The following is a 24,072-nucleotide window of genomic DNA, read 5'->3' as shown; positions in this document are numbered from 1 at the left end:
CGTTGGCTGTTCCGTCAGGAGGAAACATGAATATTAGCGATGTGGCGAAAAAAACCGGCTTAACCAGTAAAGCGATTCGTTTTTACGAAGAGAAGGGGCTGGTGACGCCGCCGCTGCGTAGCGAAAACGGCTACCGTAGCTACAGCCAGCAGCATCTGAATGAGCTGACGTTGCTACGGCAGGCCCGCCAGGTGGGGTTTAATCTCGAAGAGTGCCGCGAGCTGGTATTTCTGTTCAACGATCCCTCCCGGCACAGCGCCGACGTGAAACGCCGGACGCTGGAGAAGGTGGCGGAGATTGAGCGCCATATCAACGAGCTGCAAAGTATGCGTGCGCAACTGCTGACGCTGGCGGAGTCCTGCCCCGGCGATGACAGCGCGGATTGCCCGATAATCGATAATCTCTCAGGCTGCTGTCATCGCAAGGCGCAGGCTTAGCGCCGCGCTGGGTTGAGCATAAACACCACTGTGCCGCGGTAATAGAGGGAGTCATTCAACTGCATTTCCGCCTGCCGATCGCGACTGCCGTTTTGTACCAGCCCGAGCTTGAATGGAATACGCAGTCGGCTGAGCGCGGGGAGATAGTCCTGATAATTCGCCACCGTGTGGCGTCCTTGATAGCTTTGCACTACCAGTTCATCAACCGCAAGTGCGTTCAGTGTGGCAATATCACCGGTTTTGGCCCAGTCCAGCAGGCCTGTTACCCCCAGTGCGAACTCAGGCGGCAGCTGCTGGCGTAGCTGTTGCAAAAACTGGGCGTAGTCGGCGAGCTGATATGTGGCTGCGTCAAAATCAACCTGCAGACCAACCACCTGATTGCCAGCCGCCCGCCAACGCTGCATCAGGCGTACGATCCGTGGCACAATCGTCTGCGGCACATCAAGTGTGGTAAATCGGACGGTAAGCCAGATTGCGGGAAACGTCAGGCGGCTGACTGGCAAGCCGAGGCGCTGGAATATTACCTCACCAGCGCGCGTCAGCACCTCGCCCTGATGCAGATACACTGTCTGCGCGTTCTGCAGATCGTTGCTGGCTTTCACCCCGGACCACAGCCAGAAGGCAGAATGCTGGCGCGCATCAACGCGCTCCGCCGCCTGCGCTGGCCCGGACAGCAGCGCGATTACCAGTAATATTTGAGTTTTTGTGCCCACGGGCTTCCCGGGTACTGCGTTTTCAACTGCGTGAACCAGCCCTTACGCTGCAGTTTTTCGACATCTTCGCCGCCGCATTCGTTGCTACCGGAGGGGGCGTAACAGAGAATCGCCCGATAGAGCGCATAGCTTTTATCTTCCGGCTCCGCTTTCGGCGAGGTGATAATCTGCTGGTAATAGCTTTGGCGATCGTACTGTCCCAGAGGCTGCTCGCGGTCGATGGCGGTCTCGAGCATATCGTTGCCGGATTGGTCTTTCCATAGATCAACATGCGTCTGGGTGGTGCGAAAGAACTCGCCCAGGCAGTTAAGCGCATGGGCATCGTCGGCGTTTTTACTGAGCACTGCGACGGTGTCATCCAGGCTGCGGCAGGCATAGCCGGCTTCGGTCGCCTCGCCATTCCAGTCGAAGTTGCTAAGGTTGACGTCGTTAAAGGCCTCGCCGATTACTGGCTGGGTAATTGCGGTAGCGAGCTTTTTGTCGTTCAGCCAGTCGCTGAAACGACTTTCCGTGAGATCCCGCACTAGCAGCGTATGCAGAGCGATAGTACGTTCTTCATTGTTGGGACCTTTGGCTGCCTGTTGGCGTAGCAGTTCTGGCGAGGCCTGGGTTTTAAGCACTCGGGAGCGAAAGCGTAGATTGGTCACCTGGCTATCGGCGGCAAAAATAGCTGCCGCGTTACCGCTGTAAACCAGTGTTGCCGCCAGTTTTGCCTGGGTATACTGCTGTTGCTCGGGGTTTTGGCTAAGTTGTAGTAGTTGCTGCCAAAAATCGCGCGCCGCGGGCCACTGTTTTTGTCCCATTAGCGCTTCGCCGTAGAGGACCTGTTCGCTGAAGGCGAGAATATCATTCGCCGGCAGCGTTTTCGCTGGCGTGACAGCCTGCAGGATGGCGGCATCGTTGCCCGTCGCGCTCCACAACTGCAGCTGTAGGTCGCGCCATAGCGGCAGATTTCCGCTCTTCTCAAACACGGCTTTGCTGGCGTCAAGCTGTGCCTGGGTTAAGGTCGGCTTATTGTCAGCATTCAGGCGCAGGGCGCGGAGAAGTTCGACATAGCTGACCTGCGGCGCGTCCGGAAATGCTGCCAGAACGGGCTGCGCGTAGAACGGCATGCCAAAGACATTATCATATTCACTCACCAGTCTACGCAGTTCCCCGGCGTCGGCAGCTTGCCGGAAGGCCTGCTCATAGAGTCCGGCCAGCTGCGGCCACGCCTGCAGATACCAGTTAATGCGGCGCAACATGTTGCGCGCGGAGTCGGCATAAAGCCCTGCGGGCCAGCGTTGCAAATAGACTTGTGCTTCTTTTTGCGCTTGCGCGGCATCATCACGATTGATCCGCGCGATATCAAAATCGCCGTACTGCCCGACGCTGTTCTGGCTACTTTTGTTGAGCGCCGTGCGCATCAGCATATATTGCGCGGTCTCGGTCAGCCAGGGTTGCTTACTTTCCAGCAACAGGGTGAAATCTTGGGTCGCGGCGGTGTAATTGCCGTCATAGAAGTGGGCGATGCCGGAAAGGTAATAAGCGAATAAATCGGCGTCCGTATCTGCCGGGAAGCTATTGAGGATATCAACGACTGCGGTGATATTGGCGCCATAAAACAGTTTCAGCCGCGCCAGCGCCAGGTCATGACGCTGCTGCGGGGTCACAGAGGGTGCGGCCAGCAGGGCGTCGTTGAACTGGCTGACGGCGTCAAGGGTGTTGCTGACAAAGCGGTTTTCCAGTTCATAGCCGGATGTTCCCAGCCGTTCAGCCGAACCGGCTACCATGACCTGTGCGGGATCGATATTCAGCGCCGCCATTTGTCGGGTAAAGGTTTCGTCTTCGCTTTGCGCAGGCGGCGCGGGAGGCGGCGGCGCGCTATCCCACTCAGGATGCCAGGCGAAGTAAACATCACGGGTACGGCTGACATCAGCGGGAATGGCCTGAACGGGCAGGGCGAAAGATTTCGCTTCGCTCAGCAGGCGCAACAGATTGTCGCGAGAATCGTTTTCAGGGGTGAGGATTGGGTCGCCTTTTAACAGGCATAGCTCGTCGCTCCACGAGCAATCTTCGATATCAGAAGAAGCATATGCCTGGGCGGCTGCCGCGAGCAGGGCGCAGAGCGAAAGGGTAAACGTTGTCTTCCTGACCATGACGGGTGTCCTGTGGCGTGATTATCGTGATACGACTCTTATATGTAGGGTTATGCCTTCGATGGCGATCACTTCAACCTTGCTTCCCGCCGCGAGGTCGTCATCGGCAATCACCGGCCATGAGCTATCGCCAACGCGCACGTGCCCGTGGCCGTTGACCAGCGGGGTTTCCAGCGTGAAGCGACGGCCAATCAGCTGCAGTCCTCGCTGATTGAGCTGGGCGTCTGCGGGTTTCTGGCGCTTGACGCTGTTACGCAACCAACGTGACCACAGCCAGGCTGCCAGTAGGGTCAGCACGGCGAACAGTGTTCCTTGCCACTCCCAGCTAAACGGTAGCATCCAGATTAACAAGCCGGTAATGACCCCGGCGATGCCGCTCCACAGCAGATAACCGTTGCCGCCAAGCATTTCCGCCGCCAGCAGCAGCCCGCCGAGGCTGAGCCAGAAAATATGCGGATGGGCCATAATCATCTCAATCATGATTTTTTCCGGTCGCCAGCGCCTTCTTTAATCAGCTCGCTAATCCCGGCGATAGAGCCCATCAGGCTGGTGGCATCCAGCGGCATCAGCACCACTTTACTGTTGTTGGCGGCACCAATCTGCTGTAGCGCGTCGGTATATTTCTGCGCGACAAAGTAGTTGATCGCCTGAATATCGCCTTCGGCAATCGCCGTAGAAACCATCTGCGTGGCGCGGGCTTCCGCTTCGGCAGAACGTTCGCGGGCCTCAGCTTGTAAAAACGCCGACTGGCGCTCACCTTCGGCTTTAAGGATCTGTGATTGCTTTTCACCTTCCGCTTTCAGGATCTCAGCCTGACGCACCCCTTCGGCCTCAAGGATATAGGCTCGTTTGGTTCGTTCGGCCTTCATCTGGGCGTTCATTGAGGAGATCAGTTCAGCCGGTGGGCGCACGTCGCGGATCTCAACGCGGGTAATTTTAATCCCCCACGGGTTCGTCGCTTCGTCGACGATATGCAGCAGGCGGGTATTGATGCTGTCGCGTTGGGAGAGCATTTCATCGAGCTCCATAGAGCCCAGTACGGTACGAATATTGGTCATCGCCAGGTTGATGATGGCCAGCTCCAGATTACTAACCTCATAAGCGGCTTTCGGCGCGTCGATAACCTGAATAAAGCACACCGCATCGATGGTAACGTTGGCGTTATCGCGCGAAATGACCTCCTGCGAAGGGATGTCGAGGACCTGCTCCATCATGTTAATTTTGCGCCCGACGCGATCCATAAACGGCACAACAAGGTTTAAGCCTGGCTGAAGCGTTTTCGTATAGCGACCAAAGCGTTCGACGGTCCACTGAAATCCCTGAGGGACGATTTTTACACCGGCAATAACGATAACCAGTGCGACGAAAATAAGAATGGGGATAAAAACCAGCATCAAAAACCTCCTGTCTTGTTGCCTGTTGGCGCGCCGAGAGCGTGGCGCATGTTTAATCAGAGTATATCTTTCTGCGCATCCAGGTGAAAGAAAACTGGAGTAAACTAGCGTTGTTGTGGAAAAAATAGGAAAAATAATGACGGAAAGTAACGCTATTTTGCACCTTGAAGGTGTGGGGTTTCAGGCTGACGATGTGGTGATTCTCAACGAGGTTAATCTTCAGCTCAGGGCCGGGGAATTTAAACTGATTACCGGACCTTCCGGTTGTGGGAAAAGCACGCTATTAAAAATTATCGCCTCGCTGCTCAGTCCAACCTCAGGGCGGATTTTTTTTGAGGGTAAGGATATTAATACCTTATCGCCGGAAACCTACCGCCAGCAGGTTTCATACTGCGCACAGACTCCCGCGCTATTTGGTGATTCGGTGTATGACAATCTGGTCTTTCCGTGGCAAATCCGCAATAAACAGCCGGATCAGAAAGCACTGGTGGCCGATCTGCTGCGCTTTGGGCTGGCGGAAAACACGCTGGAAAAATCAATCAATGAACTTTCCGGCGGCGAAAAACAGCGCGTGTCGTTGATTCGTAATCTGCAATTTTTACCGCAGGTGTTGTTGCTTGATGAAATTACCAGCGCGCTGGACGAGAGCAATAAAAGCAATGTGAATGACATTATTCATCGTTATGTGACGGAAAAAAATATTGCCGTGCTGTGGGTGACTCACGATCAAAATGAAATTGCTCATGCGGATGAAGTGATTACGCTTCAGCCTGCCGCAGGGAAAGTTCAGGAGGTGAAAAATGAACGGGCATAATATTACCAATGAGTCGCTGGCGTTATCCATGGTTCTGGTGCTGGTGGCGATTGTGGTCAGCTATCGGGAAAAGTTGGCGCTGGAAAAAGATATTATCTGGAGTATTTGTCGGGCGATTGTGCAACTGATTATCGTCGGCTACGTGCTGAAATATATCTTTAACGTTAATCATGCCGTACTGACGTTGCTGATGGTGCTGTTTATCTGTTTTAACGCAGCGTGGAATGCGAAAAAACGCAGCAAATATATCGATAAAGCTTTTTTGTCTTCTTTTATTGCGATAACGACCGGGGCCGGGTTAACCCTGGCGGTACTGGTCTTTTCCGGGTCGATTGCTTTTGTGCCGATGCAGGTGATTCCGATTGCCGGGATGGTCGCCGGAAACGCGATGGTGGCGGTGGGGCTGTGTTACAACAATATGGGCCAGCGTTTTAGCAGCGAACAGCAGCAGATTCAGGAGAAATTGAGCCTGGGGGCGACGCCGAAGATGGCTTCCGCAAGGTTGATTCGCGATAGCATTCGCGCCGCGCTGATCCCGACGGTGGACTCGGCGAAAACGGTTGGGTTAGTGAGTTTGCCGGGGATGATGTCAGGCTTGATTTTTGCCGGAATTGACCCGGTAAAAGCGATTAAGTATCAGATTATGGTGACGTTTATGCTGCTATCGACCGCCAGCCTGTCAACGATTATCGCCGGGTATCTGACCTACCTCAAGTTCTTCAACGCTCGCCATCAGCTGGTGGTGACGCAGTTGAAAAAGCGCTCGTAAGTTTTCCCCGGGTTGCGGCGTAAACGCCTTACCCGGGCTACCGGCCTGCAGACGGCGGTGAACTCGTAGCCGGTCAGCACAGCGCCACCGGGAAGATGCCACGTCTGGGTATCAGACCCGGCACATTTCCCGGAGGCGATGCTGCGCATCTGTCCGGGCTACCGGCTCGCAGACGGCGGTGAACCCGTAGCCCGGTCAGCGCCACCGGGGTCTTGACTATTAATAAAGCAGTGAATAGAGCTGACGGCGGTACTTCGCTGCCAGCGCGTCTCCGGTGCCGAGCGCGGCGAGGATCTCCTGAAGCATCTTACGAACCTCACCGTTTCCTGCGTCCAAATCTTTTTGCAGATGGCTGAACAACAGCGCCAGGGCTTCTTCGTTGCGTCCAACCTGATGTAACTGCAATGCTAACTGGGAAGCCAGCGCCGCGTCTTCCGGGTTTTGTTCAACCTGCTGTTGTAACTGCTGAATTTCCGGCGTATCGGCGGCTTTTTTCAGCAGCTCAATCTGCGCCACCAGTCCCTGATAACGGGTATCCTGATCCTGCAACGGCACGGTTTTTAACACGGCTTCCGCTTCATCGGAACGGTGCAGCGCGATCAGCGTTTCCGCCAGCAGCAGGCCAATTTGGCTCTCCTGATTCGACAACTGCCAGGCATCTTTCAGTAGCGGCAGCGCCTCGGCGTAGTTCTCTTCCTGCATCAGCGCCATGGCCTGCTGCGCCTTCAGCTCCTCTTCGCGGGGCAGGAATTTATCCAGCAGCGCACGAACCGCTTCTTCCGGCTGCGGGCCTTCGAATCCGTCGACCGGCTGACCGTTCTGGAACAGGTATACCGTAGGAATCGCGCGCAGGCCAAACTGTGAAGCCAGCGTTTGCTCGGCATCGCAGTCAACCTTCGCGAGAGTAAACAGACCGTTGTACTGCGCGGCCAGGCTTTCCAGCACCGGCGTCAGTTGTTCGCAATGCTGGCTGCGTGCGGACCAGAAATAGAACAGCACCGGCGTAGTCGCGGATTGCTGCAGCGTCTGGTGTAGGTTGGCTTCGGTAATATTGATAATATTTTGTGCGGACATGAGCGAATCTCTTTAGTCGATACTTATCTGGATATATGGGGGCAGCGGCAGGCGCTTCAACTCAACCCTGGATAATTTTGTCCATCGCGCGGGTCGGCAGCAGGCGTTTAAGCAGAGCCACCGCGTGCGTCACCAGGGTCACCGGGTAGCGCAGTTTCGGTTTATCGCTGACAAATGCATGGCGTACCTTTTCCACTACCGCTTCCGGCCCAAGGGTAAAGCGGGCGGCAATACCGGGATTTTCCACGGGCTTGTCGGCCTGAGTCTGGTTAACGTTAGTGGTAAAGCGGGTGTGGATGGGCCCCGGCTCAATCAGGCTGACCTTAATCCCGCTATGACGTAACTCCATGCGCAGGGCGTCTGACCAGGCTTCCAGCGCATATTTACTGGCGGCGTAGGCGCCGCGACCCGGGCTGGAGATAATCCCCATTACCGATGATGTCATCACGATACGCCCTTCGCCGTGCGGCTCCATCGCCGGAAGCAGCAGCATCGTTAACTGATGCGCGCCGAAAAAGTTGGCGGAAAACTGCTGCTCCATCTGCTGACGGCTGATGGTTGGTAGCGGGCCGTAGACGCCGTAGCCTGCGTTATTAAACAAGCCATACAGGCGATTGTCTGTCAGGGCGATAACCTCTGCGGCGGCGCGCTCCACGCTCTGCGGATCGTCAAGATCCAGCAAAACACCGGTCAGTCCCAGCTCCTGCATCCGCGCGACATCGTCCGTTTTGCGGCAGGCGGCCAGCACGTTAAAGCCCTGGCGCTTTAAATCCAGCGCGCTTTCAAGGCCAATTCCGCTGGAACATCCTGTAACTAAAACCGATTTTTGCATAACTTTACCTGCAAACGACTCCCGGCTGTCAGGAGTCATGATTAACTAAGGGAGCCAAACGCGTGGCCATCCAGTCGGCGATAAACGGCTGGGCATCGCGATTAGGGTGAATTCCATCGTCCTGCATCCACTGCGGTTTCAGATAAACCTCTTCCATAAAAAAGGGCAGCAGAGGAATATCAAACTCTTTGGCCAGTGCCGGATAGATTGCGCTAAAGGCTTCATTATAACGGCGACCATAGTTAGCGGGCAGGCGAATTTGCATCAGTAACGGCTCGGCGTTCGCCGCTTTGATATCCTGAATAATGGTACGCAGGGTCTGCTCTGTCTGCTGCGGCGGGAAACCGCGCAGACCGTCGTTGCCGCCCAGCTCAACCAGCACCCAGCGCGGCTGATGCTGTTTGAGCAACGTCGGAAGCCTTGCCAGCCCCTGCTGCGAGGTATCGCCGCTGATGCTGGCGTTAACCACTGGCGTTTTGGTCTGCCACTTATCGTTAAGCAGCGCAGGCCAGGCGGTATTGCCCGCCATTCGATAACCGGCGCTCAGACTGTCGCCGAGAACCAACAGCGTGTCGGCCGCCATCGCGCGGCAGGTAAACAGGACCAGAAACAGGAAAGGCAAATGCCAGCGGAAAACATACTTGAAGTTCATCATCTTAAGAAATCCGTCGGTCAGGGTGAGCATCAGCTTTCCATCCTTACCGGAGTTGAGCTGGTTGTCAAACAGGGGCAGACCATTGCCCTGATTGGCGAGTCGGGTTCCGGTAAATCGACGCTGCTGGCGATCCTCGCCGGGCTGGACGACGGCAGCAGCGGTGAAGTCTCGCTGCTCGGACAACCGCTACATCAGATGGACGAAGAGGCGCGAGCGAAGCTGCGCGCTAAGCACGTCGGCTTTGTTTTTCAATCTTTTATGCTGATACCCACCCTCAACGCCCTCGAAAACGTCGAGCTTCCAGCGTTGCTGCGCGGTGAAAGCGACAGCCAGAGCCGCGGTAGCGCCCGCGCGTTGCTGGAACAGCTGGGGCTGGGAAAACGTCTGCATCATCTACCGGTACAGCTTTCCGGCGGCGAACAGCAGCGTGTCGCGCTGGCCCGTGCGTTCAACGGTCGTCCGGAACTGCTGTTCGCCGATGAACCCACCGGCAATCTTGACCGACACACCGGAGATAAAATCGCCGACCTGCTGTTTTCACTGAATCGCGAGCACGGTACCACGCTGATTTTAGTCACCCATGACCCGCTGCTGGCGGCGCGCTGCGACCGGCGGCTGCGCCTGGTGGATGGTCTGTTGCAGGAGGAAGCATGATTGCCCGCTGGTTCTGGCGAGAATGGCGCTCGCCGTCGCTGCTGATTGTCTGGCTGGCGCTGAGCCTGGCGGTGGCCTGCGTGCTGGCGCTGGGTTCGATAAGCGACCGCATGGAGAAAGGACTTAGCCAACAGAGCCGCGAATTTATGGCCGGAGACCGCACGCTGCGTAGCTCGCGCGAGGTCCCAGCCGCATGGATTGACGAAGCGCGTCGGCTCGGTTTAACCGTTGGCGAGCAGCTGAACTTCGCCACTATGACCTTTTCCGGCGATACGCCGCAGCTGGCGGAGGTGAAAGCGGTTGACGACACCTATCCGCTATATGGTCAGCTGCAAACCCAGCCGCCGGGTCTGAAGCCGCAGGCCGGAAGCGTGCTGCTGGCACCGCGATTGATGGCGCTGTTGAATCTGAAAACCGGCGAAACCATTGACGTGGGGGACGCCACGCTGCGCATTGCCGGGGAGGTCATTCAGGAGCCTGATGCCGGGTTTAACCCCTTCCAGATGGCGCCACGGCTGATGATGAATACCGCTGATGTGGCGAAAACCGGCGCGGTGCAGCCCGGTAGTCGCGTCTCGTGGCGCTATAAATATGCCGGAACTCCGCAGCAACTGGCGGACTATGAAAAGTGGCTGCTGCCAAAGCTGGGGCCGGAACATCGCTGGATCGGCCTCGAGCAGGATGATAGCGCATTAGGTAAATCGCTGGAGCGCTCGCAGCAGTTTTTGCTGCTCTCGGCGCTGTTAACGCTGCTGTTGGCGGTTGCCGCGGTGGCGGTGGCGATGAGCCATTACTGCCGCAGCCGTTACGATCTGGTGGCGATCCTCAAAACCCTCGGTGCCGGGCGGACACAGCTGCGCAAGCTGATTGTCGGGCAATGGCTGATGCTGCTGGCGCTGGCGGTGATTGCCGGTGGGGCGATGGGCGTCGGACTGGAAAATATCCTGCTGGTGATGCTTAAGCCGGTGCTCCCGGCGGCGCTTCCGGCAGCAAGCGCCTGGCCGTGGCTGTGGGCGATTGGCGCGATGGTGGTGATTTCCCTGCTGGTCGGGCTGCGTCCTTATCGGCTGCTGCTGGCGACGCTGCCGTTGCGGGTGCTGCGTCAGGATGTGGTGGCTAACGTCTGGCCGCTGAAGTTCTATATCCCGCTGGTCTGCGTAATTGTTGTCGGGCTGCTGGCGTTGCTGATGGGCGGCAGTCCACTGCTGTGGGCGGTACTGGCGGGGGCGGTGGTGCTGGCGCTGCTGTGTGGCCTGGCGGGGTGGGGCGTCCTGTGGTTACTGAAGCGCGTGACGCTGAAAGCGCTGCCGCTGCGTCTGGCGGTCAACCGCCTGCTGCGTCAGCCGTGGTCGACGCTAAGCCAGCTGGCGGCCTTCTCGTTGTCGTTTATGTTGCTGGCCTTGCTGCTGGTGCTGCGCGGCGATCTGCTTGACCGCTGGCAGCAACAGCTGCCGCCGGAAAGCCCTAATTACTTCTTAATCAACATTGCGCCGGAGCAGGTGGTGCCGGTGAAAACGTTCCTCGCCGAGCATCAGACTCGCGCGACCGAGTTCTACCCGATTGTGCGTGCCCGCCTGACGAAAATTAACGGTCAGGAAGCTGCAGGTAATAAAGATGAAGCATTGAATCGCGAGCTGAACCTCACCTGGAGCAGCGAGAGACCGGATCATAATCCGCTGGTAGCTGGAAGCTGGCCGCCGAAAGCGGGCGAGGTCTCGATTGAAGAGGGGCTGGCGCAGCGGCTGAGTATTAAGCTCGGCGATAGCGTGACCTTTACCGGCGATACTCAGGATTTTAGCGCCAAAGTGACCAGTGTGCGCAAAGTCGACTGGGAGAGTCTGCGGCCGAACTTCTTCTTTATCTTCCCGCAGGGGGCGCTCGATGGACAGCCACAAAGCTGGCTGACCAGCTTCCGCTGGGATAACGGCAACGGGATGCTGACGCAGCTCAACCGCGAGTTCCCGACCGTCAGCCTGCTGGATATTGGGGCGATTTTGCAGCAGATTGGTCAGGTGCTGACTCAGGTAAGCCGCGCGCTGGAGGTGATGGTGATTCTGGTGACGGCCTGCGGCGTTTTGCTGCTGCTGGCTCAGGTGCAGGTGGGGATGCGTCAGCGCTATCAGGAGCTGGTGGTCTGGCGCACGCTGGGGGCAGGGAAGTCTCTGCTGCGCACCACGCTGTGGGCTGAATTTGCCCTGCTGGGCGTGGTTTCCGGCGTGGTGGCGGCGATTGGCGCAGAGGTGGCGCTGGCGCTGTTGCAAACCAAAATCTTTGATTTTCCATGGTCTCCGGACTGGCGGCTGTGGGTAATGCTGCCGCTCTGCGGAGCGATACTGCTGTCGTTGTGCGGCGGCTGGCTGGGGCTGCGTCTGTTAAAAGGTAAGGCGCTGTTTCGCCAGTTTAGCCAGGGATAGGGTTAGTGCCCGACCGGGTCTACGAAAAAACGTAACCTGATGATATTGAGGAAACTGTAGGCCGGGTCAGGCGGTTTGCCGCCGCCCGGCAAGAATACGAGCACAATTGCTAAATTATCGAAATTACAGATGACCGTGGTTTATCGCAGTCAGCGGCTCATTAACGTCGAAGATTTTGCAGATAACCTCATCCACCCCCAGAGACTTCAGGCGCGCGGTGTGCTTATTGAGGTAAGCAAGCGCGGTCTCTTCATCCTGGAAAAGATAAATTCCGCCTGCTTCATGATTCTGTTCGCTTTCAGTCCAAACCTTCCAGATAAACCCCGGTTCCTGATTAATTGACTCGGCCAGCTCCACAAGCTGACGGGACATCTCGCTACCGAAGGGCCCGTTAAAGGCAAAGTGCAGCTGCAGTAGTTTTTTCGACATAGTTCCTCCTTGGATGGTGTACAGCGGTAATGCTTCATTTTAGTGACACAAGGGTGAAATTATCACCACTTATTTTTTAACGGCACGAAATGCTAAGTCACTGATTTTTAACCGCACGAAACATTAAAAAACCAACAACACGGCATGCTAAATCGCAGTTAATATTCAACTGGCAAATATAAGGTTGCTTATTAATCAAGGAAAAAGTATGGCACATAAAATCAAAGCGCTGGCGATATCGATCGGCGCAGCCCTGGCGTTAACCTCCTTTGCATCCCAGGCTGAAATTACGCTATTAAAACAAGACCCTCAAGCGGGCGATCCGTTAAGTCGACTGAACTTCACCGTCGGCGGGAGTATTCGTCCGCAGTTCAATATGATGTCCGGCGATGGCGATAAAGGCTCTTATAAACGTAACGGTTTCGACGGCGGCACCCGTTTCCGCTTCGCGGCTGACTACTATCTGTTTGATGATATTAGCTGGATCAGCTACTACGAGCTGGGTGTCAATATTCCGGCGCTCTTCGACTGGGATAACCACTATGCCGAAGGCGCAAACGACACCAGCCGCCGTATGCTCTACACCGGCCTGAAAAGCGATACCTGGGGGACGTTAACTTACGGTCAGCAGAACAGCGTTTATTACGATGTGGTGGGCGTGAAAACCGATATCTGGGATTACGACATGGTCGGTCAGGCTCCGGGCAACGGGATCAACGGCGATTACGATGGATCTTACCGTTCACGCAATATGCTGAAATATAAGAAAACCGTCGGTGACGTCGATCTCTATGCTTCTTATCTGTTTGAAGACAGCGAATATCTGCCGGGCAACGGTCTGCGCTATAAGCGTAAAGGCGGCGGCTCCATCGGTGCGGATTACCACATCATGAAGGACCTGACCTGGGGCACAGCGTGGAACTATACCCGCGCCGATATGCGTAACCCGTCAAATTCGGACAGCAAATCTTACGACCAGAATATCGTCGGTACCGCGCTGAGCTGGACGCCGGATAACTGGACCTTCTCCTTCGGCGGCGGTTGGTATCAAAACTTCCTGACCACCAAGAAAACCGATGTACACAACTACTTTGCGGGCGATGCCTGGGGGATTGAGTACTTTGCCGGTTATAAATTCCCGATTGGTCAGTATGCGCTGAAATCTATTCAGCCGTACTTTATGGGCGACCGCCTGCAGTACGTGAATGGCCGCAACTACCAGCGCATTGATAACGGCGTCGGCGTGAGCTTCCAGCTGGATTACGGCTTCCGCGTTGATTACGAACACGTCTTCACGTCCAGCACCGACAACCTGGGCGATATGAACCTGGTGCGTCTGCGTTACGACTTCTAAGTTGTGGCAGCTCCCCGGTGGCGCGATGCGTCGGTTTTCTCCCTCTCCCCAAAAGCTGTCTCTTGATCAGATCTTCTGCTCAAGAGACAGGGCCAGTCTGTAACCCTCAACCATTTCCTGGAGCCTGAACCAGCCATCCCATATCACTATCCAGCCGGGTCTTCCTGTTCGTTTACTGTCATACCATCGGCCCAGTTTTGCCAGAGACAGACAGGCCCATTTCAGCGTCGGCGGCCTTTCCGGCAGCGCTTTTCCTTCCTGCTTCACCCACAACAACTTCCATTCCACCGGACTCAGTACCGACTCACAGCTTTCATTCTGCGTTTCCTCACTTACACCTCCCTGCCGTAACGCCAGCACCCTCACCGCCACGAAGGCCAGGATTGTCACCATTCGTTCCAGATTGTCCCGCGTCTGCATCCGCAACGCTTCCACCTGTGCGCCGCCGCTTTTCCAGGCCTTATGGTATTCCTCTATCAGCCAGCGCCGTTCGTAGTGGCTCACCACCGTTCTCGCCTCCGCTGAGTTCTCCACTTTTTCTGACGTCAGAAGATGCCAGCAGGCCCCTTCCGGCTCGTCTTCGCGGCAGCAGATATAGGTTAATGACAGCGTCCCTTTCTCTGATTTCAGTTGTATTTCACTGTAGCTGACCTTCATCTGTGCCTGCCTGGCCGCCCGGCCTCCCTTCTGCACCACATTCAGTCTGTGGCTCCCGGCTTCTGTCAGAGACTCCGGCAGGCTGAACAGTTTGCCGGGTGCCTCTGCCAGCAGACGATTCTGTGCCGCCCGCACAACGAACCGCTGCCCGTGGCTGAGTTTATAGCTAAGGTAATGCCAGATATCCGCCTCCCGGTCGCAGACCGAGATAACCCGTGACTGGGTTTCACCCAACCGTTGCGCCATATGCTCAGAAGCCCGTTGCCATTTATAGCTCTCTTTCTCTTCATAAGGACGCTGACTGCGCTGATGTTTTTTGCCATAGCTGGCTGGCGCACGGCACCAGCGTTGCTGGTCAATGAGACCCACCATACGGGCACTGTCTGGTGCACAGAGCAGGACAGAGTGGGCCAGCAGCCCATAAGTGCGCTGACTGGTGCCAATATTACCCAGCTCGTCAGTGACAGAGCTGTGGCCAAAACTCAGGGCGGTGGTGTCTTCCAGTGCGAGCAGAAGCGAGTATTCAGCAGCGGCTCTGGCCGTCGCGGTGAAACCAGCATCGGCGATGTCATCAGGTGAAACTGCGGGGTTACGCATCAGGCGGTAGGCACCTTCAACTTCGGCAGGAGAACGGGAGGATTGCACAATAGAAAGTCCGGTATGTTGAGCCAGTGAAGAGGCCAGAGTGACAAGCCGCCGGGTACGGCGTAAATCCCCTAATTCAGCGGATCCAAAAATGTCGTTAGCCCATGAATAACAATCAGAAAGCACCATAGCAGAACACCAGAAGTCGGGGGAGTATTAAACAGAGATCAATAAACAGGGAAAAGATTCAAAAAATCCTCCGGCAATGTTGTCGGAGGATTTGTGTATAAGAGACAGCCCCAAAAGGGAGAGGGGATCACTCCTCTGCACTTTTTAGCCAGGAGGCGAGCTGGTTTTCTCCCTCTTCCTGTGGGAGAGGGCATTGGGAGACTTTCCCCCCTCACCATCACCCTCTCCTCAAAAGAGAGAGGGGATCACTCCTCTGCACTTTTTAACCAGGCGGCGAGCTGGTTTTCTCCCTCTCCCTGTGGGAGAGATACCGTCTTGCCGGTTATCCGGCAAGTGGTATTTCAGCGTTAAATTCATGCCCGGATTTCACCACACCATAAGCCAGCTGCAGTAATTTCCTCATTCCTGCACACACTCGCTCTTTCCCTGTCTTACCCCGGGCTGCAAGCCTTTCCATCAGGTTTTTCACCACCTTATTGCATCTTCCTGCCACTACCGCTGGCATATACAGTGCGCTACGCAGCTCTGCATGGCCCACTTTCGACAGCCTGCTTTTCCCTTTCCACATCCCCGACTCACAACGACGAGGATTCAAACCAGCATACGCCACCAGTGCCTTGCTGTTGCTGAACCGTCGCAGATTTCCTGCGAACGCCAGCAGGCTCACACTCAGCATGTCTCCTATTCCGGGGATACTTTTCAGTAGCTCCCGGTCCCACTTCAGGTCCGGGTTATCATCGATATGCCGGTTGATTTTATTGAGGGTTTCTTCAATCAGCTCATCCAGCATCGTAACGTGTTCATTCAGGGAAGGAACGATGACTTCATCTGCCGCCTCAAGGCGGTTCACCTCCATCTGACGCATCTCTTCCAGGTTACGCAGGTGGCGTACCAGAGCCGTCAGTTGTCGTTCGCTCAGCGGCGCAGGATGCCAGGGGGCCGGCTGATACAGAGCGCAGTAGCGCGCTATCAGCGCCGCGTCGCTTTTGTCCGTTTTATTGCGGGTCAGTTCAGTGTTTGCGAACGCATGGATACGTGCCGGGTTTTCAAGGCTGACGCAGCAGCCATTATCGGCCAGCAGGGTGGCCAGTTCAGTGCTGTAGCAACCTGTTGCCTCCATGCAGACGTGACAGTGACCAAAACGCGCCAGCCAGTTCAGAAATTCGCGGCATCCGGCTGGGGTATTGGCGAATTTTTTGGTTTTGTACTTCTGGTTTGGCAGCTGGACAGCAACGTCGAATTTGAGTTTGGCGATATCAACGCCGACAGGGACAAGATTCATCATGGTACTCCGTAACCTTATGAATATTATCGCCGGACCATCCTTATATGTGGGTGCTCAGGGCACAGGATACCGTTCGGTCTTGAGGCGACAGGGAAACAGGTTACCGGGGCATAATCTCTCCCGCGGGCTCAGGGGCTCCAGGGCTGGGTGATGCTCACCGGTAACCTCCCGATGATCAGTCGGGGATCTTCTCCGCCGGAACGGAGAAGGTCAAGACATAAGGGCTGGGGTGAGGGCATTGGGAGACTTTCCCCCCTCACCATCACCCTCTCCTCAAAAGAGATAGGAGATCATTCTTCTGCACTTTTTAACCAGGCGGCGACTTCCTGCCAGCTGCCGCGAAAGATAATCTTCTCCGCCTTTTTCCCGAGCTGATAGCGGTACATTGGATCGTAATACTCGTTCAGCAAGGGAACCAGCCAGCTGAAATGCGCTTCGGTGCTGCCGGTACGCTGCTGCTCAGCCAGCGCCTCATTAAGCAGAGCGGTGAGCTGGGCAAAACGCTGTAACCCCAGGCGGCGGCGAATGGCGAACAGACCATGATGCAAATATTCGCTGTACTCTTGCCACCCTGGCTCCTCGCCATATGCATCAATAAACTCACGATGCATCCGCGTGAAATACTCCTCGCGCAGCCGCTCAAGACGGATCTCAAACGGGTCCTCCACCACCGCCAGCGGCGACTGCGCCATACGCAGACGCATACACTCCGGCAGATGATTCGCACCGATCATATGCCCTTCATCTTCCAGCACCCAGCGCGTCTGCTGCGCGGACTTTTTAAGCATCGCCACCGCCAGGTGATTTTCAAAGGTCGCCTGCTGATGTTGCTCCTGCAAAGTCCGGCCAAACGAAGAGCCGCGATGATGAGCGAGGCCCTCGAGATCGATACCGTCAGGTTGGGCGCAGACCAACTGGGTTTTTCCGTTACCGGTACAGCCGCCGATCAGCACGATAGGGCGCTGCACCAGCTCTTCGGTGAGCTGAATAGCCGCCTGGCGCAGTGCTTTATAACCGCCGACGATCAGCGGGTAATCAACGCCCGCTTCTTTCAGCCACTGCTGCACGATATGCGAACGCTGGCCGCCGCGGGCACAGCACAGGTAGCCATCGGGATGGCGTGCGCAGGCCTCTTTCCAGGTGGCAAGGCGGCTGGCGCGAACCTCGCCGTTCACCAGTTGGTGGCCCAGTGCGAGCGCGGCTTCCGCGCCCTGGCGCTTGTAGCAGGTGCCGACGGCGGCGCGTTCGTCATCGTTCATCAGCGGTAGATTGACCGCCGCAGGCATGGCGCTTTGCCTGAACTCAATGGGGGCGCGTACGTCAATCAGCGGCGTATCGCTGGCAAGAATCTGTCGAATATTCTGTGGTACTAATTCCATCATCCAAACCGTTAATCAATCCTGACGCGTCGCTCGACGCGATAATCCGTCTATTGTACGCGGTGAGCGGAATGCTGGATTGATTTTTCACGGTGTATCGCTGAATAGCGTCAGGAATCCCTGAATTTCCGGGGCCGAATGGCTGAACAGCGAAGCGATATCCTGCACCGCTTTACCGGGATGATCTTTACGCCAGGCGAGACTGAGAGGCGAGGGCGGGCGCATGGCCGGAATTTGTCGGGCAATCAGCTCGCCGCGGGCGATAAGGGGCTGGCACAGCGGCTCGGGTAAAAAACCAATACCGACGCCTGCGATATGCGCCGCGACTTTGGTTTCAATATCCGGAACGATAATCTCTTTTTGCCCCGGCAGACGCCAGGCGACGCGCTTGGTCAACCGGCGGGCGCTGTCCTCTATATTCACCGCCGGATAGCGACGCAGTTGCGCCTCAGATAGAGGATCGGTTTGCTGGCTGAGTGGGTGATGCGGCGACATCACGAACAGCCAGGTCACCTCGCCCAGCGGATTAACCGCAATGTTTTCCGATAAGGGTTCGGTGCCGGTCACGCCAATCGCCAGCGAGAAATCATCGTGAAGAAGCGTATCCCAGACGCCCATATAAATTTGGCGTGAAAAATGAAATTGCGTAAAGGGGTAGCGTTGAGTGAGCCAGGAGAGCAGCCGCGCAATTGCGCTGGGGTCGTACATCAGGTTGTTGATGACAATATTGACCTGGCGCTCAACGCCGTCGTTAATCTGCTGCAGTTCTCCGGGCATGCTGTCAATCCAGCCCAGCCACTCTCTGGCCTGCGCCAGCAGGTGCATTCCCGCCGGGGTTAGCAGGACGCTGCGGGTGGTACGACTAAAGAGCGCCACGCCGGTGTTATCTTCCAGCAGCTTAATGCGATAGCTGATGGTGGCGGTGGTTTTGTACAGTTTTTCCGCTGCTCTGGAGAAGCTGCCGGTCTCCGCGACGCTCACAAATGTGCGCAGTGTTTCGGGATCTAGCATCGCCAATTTCCTCGTTATTTAATAATTCACCCCTGATTTTTAAGTATTTTTTCATAATATCCTTTTCAATAATGTGGCTTAAATCAGGTTTTGGAAAATTATTCCAACTTATAGTTGATGTCACTTTTAGATGACTCTGGATTGACCGCTACTGACATTACCCGCGATGTGTAAGACGGTAGAACAGTTTTTAATGACTAAGGAAAATGCAATGAAGCTTGAAGTATTGCCGCTGACGCGCGAAGCATTCCGCCTCTATGGAGATGTTATCGAAACGCAAGGACAAGATTTTTTCCATATTAATGATGGCAAAGTGCAGCGCTTTCACGATCTGGCGAAGGTCGAGACGCTCCAGCAGGATCGGACGCTGATCAGCATTAATCGCGCCCAGCCAGCGGTATTGCCGATTGTGGTTACCGAACTGGAACGCCATCCGTTAGGCACCCAGGCGTTTATGCCGATGAATGGTGAAGCCTTTGTCGTGGTGGTCGCGGCGGGGGGCGATGAGCCGGATATGAACACCCTGCGGGCCTTTATCTCTAACGGCTGTCAGGGCGTCAATTATCACCGCAATGTCTGGCATCACCCACTGTTTGCCTGGCAAACCGAAACTGATTTTTTAACTGTCGATCGCGGTGGAAAAGATAACTGTGATGTCGTGGAGATCCCGACCGTGGAGTTGAGCTTTGCGTGAGGTTGCACGTGACGCTACCGATTATCTTGCATAACATGTGGGCGCTTACACACTATTTATGCTCAGGTTTTGAGCCGGAGATAATCGAGGTATGACAGAAGTTAGAAGGCGCGGAAGGCCGGGCCAGCAGGAGCCGACCGCGCAAAAAGGCGCACAGGCGCTGGAGAGAGGGATCGCGATACTGCAATACCTTGAAAAGAGCGGCGGCAGTTCGTCGGTTAGCGATATTTCCCTGAATCTGGACTTACCGTTATCGACCACCTTTCGCCTGCTGAAGGTGCTGGAAGGCGCAGATTTTGTGTATCAGGACAGTCAGTTAGGCTGGTGGCACATCGGTCTTGGCGCATTTAACATCGGCTCGGCGTATATCCACAACCGGGATGTTTTATCAGTAGGCGGGCCGTTTATGCGCCGATTGATGCTGATGTCGGGTGAGACGGTCAACGTGGCCATTCGCAACGGTAACGAAGCGGTGTTGATTGGTCAGCAGGAGTGCAAATCGATGGTCAGGATGTGCGCTCCGCTGGGAAGCCGATTGCCGCTGCACGCGTCGGGGGCGGGGAAAGCGCTGCTGTATCCGCTGTCAGCAGAAGAGCTGATAGATGTCATCGTGAAGACCGGGTTGCAGCAATTTACGCCGACGACCATTGTCGATTTACCCGCGCTACAGCGCAATCTGGATGAGGCAAAAGTCAGCGGCTACTGCATCGACCAGGAGGAGCACGTGACAGGATTAAACTGTATTGCTTCAGCGGTTTACGATGATGTGGGGAGCGTAGTGGCGGCCATTTCGATTTCCGGGCCCGCTTCCAGACTCACTGCGGACCGCTTTGTCAGCCAGGGAGAGCTGGTGAGGGAGACCGCAAGGAATATCAGTACGGCGTTGGGTCTTAAAACTCAGGCGGATTGATAGCAGATTCGACCCGCTCGCAGGAGCGGGACTTTTTTGGCTGTATTCAAATTTGGAAAATTTTTCCAACATAGTGAGGTAGTGAAAATGGCAATAATGAGAGCCGTCGACGCGGCAATGTATATACTTGAAAAAGAAGGGGTTAACACCGCATTTGGCGTGCCTGGCGCGGCCATTAACCCTTTCTACTCAGCGATGCGCAAGCACGGCGGTATTCGTCATATCCTGGCTCGCCACGTAGAGGGTGCGTCGCATATGGCGGAAGGCTATACGCGCGCCACTGCCGGTAACATCGGCGTATGCCTGGGAACATCCGGCCCGGCGGGTACGGATATGATTACTGCCCTTTACTCTGCCTCCGCCGATTCCATTCCCATTCTGTGCATTACCGGTCAGGCACCGCGCGCTCGTCTGCATAAAGAGGATTTCCAGGCGGTGGATATTGAGTCTATCGCCAAGCCGGTCACCAAGATGGCGGTGACCGTGCGCGAAGCGGCGCTGGTGCCGGGCGTGCTGCAGCAGGCTTTCCACCTGATGCGTTCCGGCAGACCGGGTCCGGTGCTGATCGACCTGCCTTATGATGTCCAGGTGGCGGAAATCGAGTTCGATCCTGAGCTGTATTCGCCGCTCCCGGCTTATAAACCTGTTGCCACGCGTCCACAAATTGAACGTGCGCTGGCGATGTTACTGATGGCGGAGCGCCCGGTGATTGTCGCCGGTGGCGGGGTGATTAACGCCGACGCCGCGGCGCTGTTGCAGCAATTTGCGGAAATCACTCATGTGCCGGTGATCCCGACGCTGATGGGCTGGGGCTGTATCCCGGACGACCACGAGCTGATGGCGGGAATGGTTGGTTTACAGACCGCCCATCGCTACGGTAACGCCACGCTGCTGGCCTCCGACCTGGTGTTCGGTATCGGTAACCGCTTTGCTAACCGCCATACCGGTTCGGTAGAGAAGTACACCGCAGGGCGCAAAATCATCCACATTGATATCGAACCCACGCAGATTGGCCGCGTATTGTGCCCGGATTTAGGCATTGTCTCCGATGCGAAAGCCGCGTTAACCCAACTGGTGGAAATCGCGCAGCAGATGCAAAAAGAGGGCCGCCTGCCGCGCCGTGAGAGCTGGGTAGATGAGTGCCAGCAACGCAAACGCACGCTGCTGCGTAAAACGCACTTCGATAACGTGCCGGTTAAACCGCAGCGCGTCTACGAAGAGATGAACAAGTCCTTTGGCCGCGACGTGTGTTACGTCACCACTATCGGTTTGTCGCAAATCGCTGCCGCGCAGATTCTGCACGTATTTAAAGACCGCCACTGGATCAACTGTGGTCAGGCGGGGCCGCTGGGCTGGACGCTTCCTGCCGCATTGGGCGTGTGTGCCGCCGATCCTGAACGCAACGTAGTGGCGATCTCCGGCGACTTCGACTTCCAGTTCATGATTGAGGAGCTGGCGGTAGGTGCGCAGTTCAATATCCCTTACGTTCACGTGCTGGTGAACAACGCCTACCTGGGCTTAATTCGTCAGTCGCAGCGCGCGTTTGACATGGATTACTGCGTCCAACTGGCGTTTGAAAATATTAACTCCAGCGAAGTCAACGGTTATGGCGTTGACCACGTGAAGGTCGCTGAAGGCCTCGGTTGTAAAGCGATCCGCGTCATCAAACCTGAAGACATTGCGCCAGCATTTGAACAGGCGAAAGCGTGGATGAAAGAGTATCGCGTCCCGGTAGTCGTGGAAGTGATCCTTGAGCGCGTCACCAATATCTCGATGGGCAGCGAGCTGGATAACGTCATGGAATTCGAAGACGTTGCCGATAGCGCCATCGATGCGCCGACCGAAACCTGCTTTATGAAATATGAATAAATGAGGTGAACCTATGTTGCGCTTTTCTGCCAACCTATCAATGTTATTTCTGGAATATGATTTTTTGGACCGCTTTGAGAAAGCGGCAGCCTGCGGTTTTCGCGCCGTTGAATTTATGTTCCCGTATGACTATGCGCCCGAGGTATTAAAGCAAAAGCTGAGCGACAACCAGCTGGAGCATACCTTACATAACCTACCCGCTGGCGACTGGGCGGCAGGGGAGCGCGGCATTGCCTGTATTCCCGGCCGCGAAGCGGAATTTCGCGAAGGCGTTGATGCCGCTATCCGCTACGCCAAAGCGCTGGGCAATCGCAAAATCAACTGTCTGGTCGGTAAAACGCCGATGGGCTATCGCGAAGAGCACATTCGCGCGACGCTGGTGGCGAATTTACGCTTTGCCGCCGCTGCGCTGGCCCAGGAAGGCATCCTTCTGCTGATTGAGCCGATTAATTATTTCGATATGCCGGGTTTTTATTTGAATACGACTCATCAGGCGCTGGCGCTGATTGATGAAGTGGGCAGCGATAATCTGAAAATCCAGTACGATATTTACCATATGCAGCGCATGGAAGGGGAATTAACCCATACGATGCAAACTTATGCCAATCGTATTGGCCATTTACAGATTGCCGATAACCCAAACCGCGGCGAGCCGGGAACCGGTGAAATTAATTATGATTATCTTTTTAAATTTATCGATAAATCTAATTATGACGGCTGGGTTGGCTGTGAATATAAACCGTTGAGCACCACTGAAGCGGGACTGACATGGTTTAATCACTACCGTTAATTCTTAATTTATCTTTGGGCAGTATTTATTATTCCATTTCCAGGAAGGGATAACTATTGCCCAAATAAATCGAAACAGAAATTCTAAGAGGACACTTATGAAACTGGGATTTATTGGTCTGGGTATTATGGGCACCCCGATGGCGATTCGCCTCGCTAAAGCAGGCCACGCTCTGCATGTCACCACCATTGGCCCGGTTGCCGACGAGCTGCTTTTGCAGGGCGCACAGCATCTGGCCACCGCAGAGCAGGTCGCGGAGCAATCTGAGATTATTTTTATTATGGTCCCGGATACCCCGCAGGTTGCCGAAGTGCTGTTTGGCGAACACGGCTGCGCCAAAGCGGCGTTGAAGGGAAAAACGCTTGTTGATATGAGCTCTATCTCGCCGATTGAAACCAAACGCTTTGCGCAGCAGATTCGGGATTTAGGCGCGGATTATCTGGATGCGCCAGTTTCCGGCGGCGAAATCGGCGCGCGCGAAGGCACGCTCTCGATTATGGTTGGCGGTGAAGAAAGCGTGTTTAATCGCGTGAAGCCGCTGTTCGATATTTTGGGGAAAAATATCACCCTCGTTGGCGGCAATGGTGACGGGCAAACCTGTAAAGTCGCCAATCAGATTATCGTGGCGCTGAATATCGAAGCGGTCTCTGAAGCGCTGGTTTTTGCTTCGAAAGCCGGTGCCGATCCCGCTCGCGTACGTCAGGCGCTGATGGGCGGCTTCGCGTCTTCGCGCATTCTGGAAGTGCATGGCGAAAGAATGCTGAACCGGACATTTAATCCGGGCTTTAAAATTTCGCTGCACCAGAAGGACCTTAACCTTGCACTGCAAAGTGCGAAAGCGCTGGCGATTAATTTACCAAATACCGCAACCTGTCAGGAGCTATTTAACACCTGTGCCGCAAACAGTGGTAGTGAATTAGATCACTCGTCTTTAGTTAAGGCCCTGGAATTAATGGCAAATCATAAAATATCTTAATAAGAAAATGCTGCCGGTTCAGGCAGCATTTCTAAACCTCTGTGGTGAGT

Annotated in this window: 23 protein-coding genes; 11 read left to right on the top strand and 12 right to left on the bottom strand. The window is 55.5% G+C overall.

What is annotated here, in order from left to right; all coding sequences use genetic code 11:
* Nucleotides 1–26 precede the first annotated feature (26 nt).
* Entirely contained in the window at nt 27–437 is a 411-nt protein-coding gene (cueR, locus tag AC07P6_RS23095; RefSeq protein ID WP_182236857.1) for a Cu(I)-responsive transcriptional regulator, read from the top strand.
* On the opposite strand, the gene AC07P6_RS23090 is transcribed toward cueR, so the two are convergent.
* The 4 genes from AC07P6_RS23090 to AC07P6_RS23075 are packed head-to-tail and all read right to left on the bottom strand — an operon-like array spanning nt 434 to nt 4,682.
* Complete coding sequence (locus AC07P6_RS23090; protein WP_182236859.1) at nt 434–1,150, bottom strand: DUF3142 domain-containing protein; 717 nt, start codon at nt 1,148–1,150, stop codon at nt 434–436. The genes cueR and AC07P6_RS23090 overlap by 4 nt on opposite strands.
* A complete protein-coding gene (locus tag AC07P6_RS23085; protein ID WP_478314812.1) occupies nt 1,120–3,288 on the bottom strand; it encodes a PA5441 family protein in 2,169 nt (722 codons plus the stop codon). The genes AC07P6_RS23090 and AC07P6_RS23085 overlap by 31 nt, the downstream gene beginning before the upstream one ends.
* 21 nt (nt 3,289–3,309) lie before the next feature.
* Nucleotides 3,310–3,768, bottom strand: coding sequence for an NfeD family protein (locus AC07P6_RS23080; RefSeq protein ID WP_478314811.1), 459 nt, complete (start codon nt 3,766–3,768; stop codon nt 3,310–3,312).
* Nucleotides 3,765–4,682, bottom strand: a complete 918-nt coding sequence (locus AC07P6_RS23075) for an SPFH domain-containing protein (RefSeq protein WP_182236865.1) — start codon at nt 4,680–4,682, stop codon at nt 3,765–3,767. The genes AC07P6_RS23080 and AC07P6_RS23075 overlap by 4 nt, the downstream gene beginning before the upstream one ends.
* Before the next feature lie 136 nt (nt 4,683–4,818).
* On the opposite strand from AC07P6_RS23075, the gene fetA reads away from it, so the two are divergent.
* Together fetA and fetB are read left to right on the top strand one after the other, a co-directional pair.
* Complete coding sequence (fetA, locus tag AC07P6_RS23070; protein ID WP_478314810.1) at nt 4,819–5,496, top strand: iron efflux ABC transporter ATP-binding subunit FetA; 678 nt, start codon at nt 4,819–4,821, stop codon at nt 5,494–5,496.
* Complete coding sequence (gene fetB / locus AC07P6_RS23065) at nt 5,483–6,265, top strand: iron efflux ABC transporter permease subunit FetB (protein WP_478314809.1); 783 nt, start codon at nt 5,483–5,485, stop codon at nt 6,263–6,265. The genes fetA and fetB overlap by 14 nt, the downstream gene beginning before the upstream one ends.
* Nucleotides 6,266–6,484: 219 nt before the next feature.
* Here the strand turns inward: fetB and AC07P6_RS23060 are convergent, their stop codons facing one another.
* The 3 genes from AC07P6_RS23060 to tesA form a co-directional block, all read right to left on the bottom strand.
* Complete coding sequence (locus AC07P6_RS23060; RefSeq protein WP_478314808.1) at nt 6,485–7,339, bottom strand: co-chaperone YbbN; 855 nt, start codon at nt 7,337–7,339, stop codon at nt 6,485–6,487.
* Between the two features lie 61 nt (nt 7,340–7,400).
* Nucleotides 7,401–8,210: an SDR family oxidoreductase gene (locus tag AC07P6_RS23055; protein ID WP_181483256.1), complete on the bottom strand. Its 810-nt coding sequence runs from the start codon at nt 8,208–8,210 to the stop codon at nt 7,401–7,403.
* Nucleotides 8,200–8,826 (bottom strand): multifunctional acyl-CoA thioesterase I/protease I/lysophospholipase L1, encoded by a 627-nt coding sequence (tesA, locus tag AC07P6_RS23050; RefSeq protein WP_139541395.1) that lies wholly within the window; start codon nt 8,824–8,826, stop codon nt 8,200–8,202. The genes AC07P6_RS23055 and tesA overlap by 11 nt, the downstream gene beginning before the upstream one ends.
* Between tesA and ybbA the strand changes: the two genes are divergently transcribed.
* Nucleotides 8,794–9,480 (top strand): putative ABC transporter ATP-binding protein YbbA, encoded by a 687-nt coding sequence (gene ybbA / locus AC07P6_RS23045; RefSeq protein WP_181483255.1) that lies wholly within the window; start codon nt 8,794–8,796, stop codon nt 9,478–9,480. The genes tesA and ybbA overlap by 33 nt on opposite strands.
* Nucleotides 9,477–11,894 carry a putative ABC transporter permease subunit YbbP gene (gene ybbP, locus AC07P6_RS23040; RefSeq protein WP_434659933.1) on the top strand — a complete coding sequence of 806 codons (2,418 nt, stop codon included), beginning with the start codon at nt 9,477–9,479 and terminating at the stop codon, nt 11,892–11,894. Before ybbA ends, ybbP begins: the two co-directional genes overlap by 4 nt.
* A 123-nt stretch (nt 11,895–12,017) precedes the next feature.
* Here the strand turns inward: ybbP and AC07P6_RS23035 are convergent, their stop codons facing one another.
* Complete coding sequence (locus AC07P6_RS23035; protein WP_110273111.1) at nt 12,018–12,323, bottom strand: monooxygenase; 306 nt, start codon at nt 12,321–12,323, stop codon at nt 12,018–12,020.
* A 208-nt stretch (nt 12,324–12,531) separates the two neighbouring features.
* On the opposite strand from AC07P6_RS23035, the gene AC07P6_RS23030 reads away from it, so the two are divergent.
* Nucleotides 12,532–13,677, top strand: coding sequence for a porin (locus tag AC07P6_RS23030; protein WP_182236876.1), 1,146 nt, complete (start codon nt 12,532–12,534; stop codon nt 13,675–13,677).
* A 66-nt stretch (nt 13,678–13,743) separates the two neighbouring features.
* Here the strand turns inward: AC07P6_RS23030 and AC07P6_RS23025 are convergent, their stop codons facing one another.
* The 4 genes from AC07P6_RS23025 to allS form a co-directional block, all read right to left on the bottom strand.
* On the bottom strand, nt 13,744–15,108 hold the full coding sequence (locus AC07P6_RS23025) for an IS4 family transposase (RefSeq protein ID WP_478314718.1): 1,365 nt from the start codon (nt 15,106–15,108) through the stop codon (nt 13,744–13,746).
* 322 nt (nt 15,109–15,430) lie between these two features.
* Entirely contained in the window at nt 15,431–16,393 is a 963-nt protein-coding gene (locus AC07P6_RS23020) for an IS110 family RNA-guided transposase (protein ID WP_478314716.1), read from the bottom strand.
* 290 nt (nt 16,394–16,683) lie between these two features.
* Nucleotides 16,684–17,772, bottom strand: a complete 1,089-nt coding sequence (gene mnmH, locus AC07P6_RS23015) for a tRNA 2-selenouridine(34) synthase MnmH (protein WP_478317072.1) — start codon at nt 17,770–17,772, stop codon at nt 16,684–16,686.
* Nucleotides 17,773–17,859: 87 nt separating this feature from the next.
* Nucleotides 17,860–18,783 carry an HTH-type transcriptional activator AllS gene (gene allS, locus AC07P6_RS23010; protein WP_434659932.1) on the bottom strand — a complete coding sequence of 308 codons (924 nt, stop codon included), beginning with the start codon at nt 18,781–18,783 and terminating at the stop codon, nt 17,860–17,862.
* Between the two features lie 211 nt (nt 18,784–18,994).
* Here allS and allA point away from each other — a divergent pair, with 211 nt between their 5' ends.
* The 5 genes from allA to glxR all read left to right on the top strand — a co-directional run bounded on the left by allA (nt 18,995) and on the right by glxR (nt 24,022).
* The gene (gene allA, locus AC07P6_RS23005) at nt 18,995–19,477 is read left to right on the top strand and encodes an ureidoglycolate lyase (protein ID WP_110273115.1); all 483 of its coding nucleotides are present in this window, start codon (nt 18,995–18,997) and stop codon (nt 19,475–19,477) included.
* Between the two features lie 91 nt (nt 19,478–19,568).
* On the top strand, nt 19,569–20,387 hold the full coding sequence (gene allR / locus AC07P6_RS23000; RefSeq protein ID WP_181483249.1) for an HTH-type transcriptional repressor AllR: 819 nt from the start codon (nt 19,569–19,571) through the stop codon (nt 20,385–20,387).
* Between the two features lie 87 nt (nt 20,388–20,474).
* Complete coding sequence (gene gcl, locus AC07P6_RS22995; protein WP_478314807.1) at nt 20,475–22,256, top strand: glyoxylate carboligase; 1,782 nt, start codon at nt 20,475–20,477, stop codon at nt 22,254–22,256.
* A 13-nt stretch (nt 22,257–22,269) separates the two neighbouring features.
* Nucleotides 22,270–23,046 (top strand): hydroxypyruvate isomerase, encoded by a 777-nt coding sequence (gene hyi / locus AC07P6_RS22990; RefSeq protein ID WP_434659930.1) that lies wholly within the window; start codon nt 22,270–22,272, stop codon nt 23,044–23,046.
* Nucleotides 23,047–23,143: 97 nt separating this feature from the next.
* Nucleotides 23,144–24,022, top strand: coding sequence for a 2-hydroxy-3-oxopropionate reductase (gene glxR / locus AC07P6_RS22985; protein WP_478314806.1), 879 nt, complete (start codon nt 23,144–23,146; stop codon nt 24,020–24,022).
* Nucleotides 24,023–24,072 lie beyond the last annotated feature (50 nt).

The sequence above is a fragment of the Klebsiella sp. GFKo11 genome (assembly GCF_056490265.1).
Note: the sequence above shows the minus strand (reverse complement) of the source record. Positions and strands in the feature narration are given on the sequence as shown.